General features: G+C 70.6%; 2 protein-coding genes and 1 pseudogene. 1 reads left to right on the top strand and 2 read right to left on the bottom strand.

Annotated features, from left to right (window positions below):
* A pseudogene (locus tag RWR81_RS13660) lies at window positions 1–431 on the bottom strand (adenosine deaminase); the annotation flags it as partial.
* 350 nt (window positions 432–781) lie between these two features.
* On the opposite strand from RWR81_RS13660, the gene RWR81_RS13655 reads away from it, so the two are divergent.
* Window positions 782–2029: a phosphotransferase gene (locus RWR81_RS13655; protein WP_314458243.1), complete on the top strand. Its 1248-nt coding sequence runs from the start codon at window positions 782–784 to the stop codon at window positions 2027–2029.
* 138 nt (window positions 2030–2167) lie between these two features.
* Here RWR81_RS13655 and RWR81_RS13650 read toward each other — a convergent pair.
* On the bottom strand, window positions 2168–2523 hold a 356-nt coding region (locus RWR81_RS13650), incomplete at its 5' end, for a hypothetical protein (protein ID WP_314458242.1).

The raw sequence follows: 2523 nt of genomic DNA, 5'->3' as shown, positions 1-2523 counted from the left end.
GGGTGGCGCATCCGGGAGGCCGCCACGATGACGGCCACCTCCACGCCGGTCAGGGTCGTGGCCTGCTCGGCGGCGTCGAGGATGATCTCCAGGGCCGGGGTGATCCCACCGACGAAGGGGGCGTAGCTGGTCGGGTCGACCTGGATCTCCAGGCGTCGTGAGCCCTCGGCGGCGTCGTCCAGAGCGGCTTCCAGGACGATGCGGCGCATGACCTCCTCGGTGCGCACCAGGGCCCGGGCGGTGTCGTAGGCGCGCTGGAAGCGGAACCAGCCGCGCCGGTCGGCAGGCACGCGCAGTGGGTCACCGTCCAGGAAGCTGGAGGGCAGACGCGTGCGTGAGGAGGAGGCCAGCTCGATGAGGGTCTCCAGGCGCATCGACCCCGTGAAGTGCAGGTGCAGGTGCGCCTTGGGCAGGGTGGCGAGGGCGCGCATAGCAGGATTCTTCCACGGTCCTTCCGACCTGCTCACCTGCGGGGGCCTTCCAAGGGGTGGAAGGCGCTCTCCGTGTCACGGCTGGAGGCCTCTCCCGGACCCGCCGGGTGCCTGCGGGGCGGGGACGCAGCCGGGGTCTGTGCGGATGGGATCTGCATGCTTGACGAGTGTGCTCCAAGCCCGTCTGACAGTCTTCCGGAGTGACGGATTCGCCGCTCGACTGCGGATTCCTCCTCCGGGATTCGCCTGGTAGGGCCGTCCGAGGATCAGCCGTCCTCTTCTGCTGTTACCGAACACCAGCGGTCGATATAGCAGCGAACCATCAGGTGAGTTGGGGCAGACTACCTCTTATGAACCACTCGTCGGCGTCCCAGGAGCCCGAGGAGGTGGCCCTGCTGACGGGGCCGCGCGCCGCGTCCGTGCTCTCCGCCGCCCTTGCTCCGGCCGGTCAGCGCTTGGCCAGCTGGGAGGTCCACTCGGTCCATCACCGCCCCGGAGCGGGCGTGTCCGTGGGGTACACGGCCGTTGTCGTCGCCCCTAACGGTCGCTCGACCACCGAGTACCTGTGCGCCACGACAGCGCGCCTGTCCAACCCGCACGCCCCGGGCCTGACCCGGGTGGCTCCCACTGGCGGGGACGGCCCCGCGGTCCATGTGTGGCGTCACCCGGCCGATCCTGAGCTTCCGGGACTGGTGGTGGCCTGCACACCCTCGTTGCTCTCCGCCCGGATCGGTACCCAGGTCAAGGCCACCATGGTGGCCTACCGGCCCACGCGCCGCGCCGTCGTGCGCGCCACCTTCCCGGATGAGACCACCGCCTACGCCAAGGTCCTGCGCCCGAGTCAGGCCCCTGCTTTCGCCCAGCGCCACCGTCTGCTGACGGCCTCCGGCGTACCGGCGCCAGAGGTCCTGCGCGAGGACCCCGATGGGCTCGTCCTGCTGTCCACCGGTCGGGGTGTGGCCTTGTCGGGCCTGCTGTCCCAGGGGATGGGCGTCTCGCGCAGCGAGCGCGTCTTTAACGGTCTCATCGCCCTGCTGGACGCCCTGCCGGCCAGTGCCATGCAGTTGCCCGCGCACGCCGCCTGGTCCGAGCGGGCCCGTCACTACGCGCACGCCGCCGCCACGGTCCTGCCCGAGCACGCCGCCCGTGCCCGGGCGGTGGCCGAGGGTGTCGAGCAGCTCATGGCCGCCTCCGACGCCGGCCGGCCGGTCCCGGTTCACGGCGACTTCTATGAGGCGAACGTCCTCATGGAGGGTGAGGCGGTCACCAGCCTGCTCGATGTCGACTCCCTGGGGCCCGGCTACCGGGTCGACGACCTGGCCTGCCTGCTGGGACACGTCAGTGTTCTGGACCACTTGGCTCCCGCCTCCTACCCGAAGCTGCGACCCATCCTGGAGACCTGGACCCGCATGGCCGAGCAGCAGGTGGACCCGGTCTCGCTGCGAGCCCGCTGCGCCGGCGTCGTCCTGTCCCTGGTGGCCGGCGCCCGTCGTGAGGACGGCGGCCCGTGGCGCCCCGACGCCGAGGGGCGCCTGGCCCGCGCCGAGACCTGGCTGGCACAGGGCCGAGAGATCCAGGCCCGCCGCGGGGCCCACTGAGACCGGGGCTCCTCTGGGCCCTCCCTCTGCCCGCTTCGGAAGCCCTCTACCTTGAAAGTCGTCGGGCCGGGCAGATTCCGCGCAGCCCGGCGGAAGACCTGTCGGCCGGTCTCGGCGAGGAGACCCGGCTCGGGGCACTTAGAAACTGACGTGCGACTCCCGGGAGATGGTGAATCCGCGTCCGGTGACCGTGTTCCAGCACGTCATCCCCTTGACCTGTGACGTACAGGCGTAGTCGGAGAAGACCGTCGTCTGCCCGTACTGGAGCGTGTGGAAGGTGTCACCTGGCTGCCCCAGGTACTCCTCGCCGCAGCGCACCTCGGTCCTGCCGGCGAGCGCCACGATGGAGAACTCGCGATGGGGACAGTCCTGCATCCCGGAGGAGGCGTAGCTCCGCTCCAGGATGGAGCAGCCGACTCCCGCGTCGTAGAGCACGCAGGAGATGTTCTTCGACGGGGTGTCCACGTACTGGTAGGAGTACGTCTGAGCCTGCG

The organism is uncultured Actinomyces sp. (genome assembly GCF_963526355.1).
GTDB lineage: Bacteria > Actinomycetota > Actinomycetes > Actinomycetales > Actinomycetaceae > Actinomyces.
The sequence above is the reverse complement of the archived record's forward strand: the minus strand, read 5'-3'. Positions and strand labels throughout refer to the sequence as shown.

Bases quoted from the DNA above. Each gene is read 5' to 3' on its own strand.
- RWR81_RS13655 (WP_314458243.1), top strand. From the start codon at position 782: ATGAACCACTCGTCGGCGTCCCAGGAGCCCGAGGAGGTGGCCCTGCTG.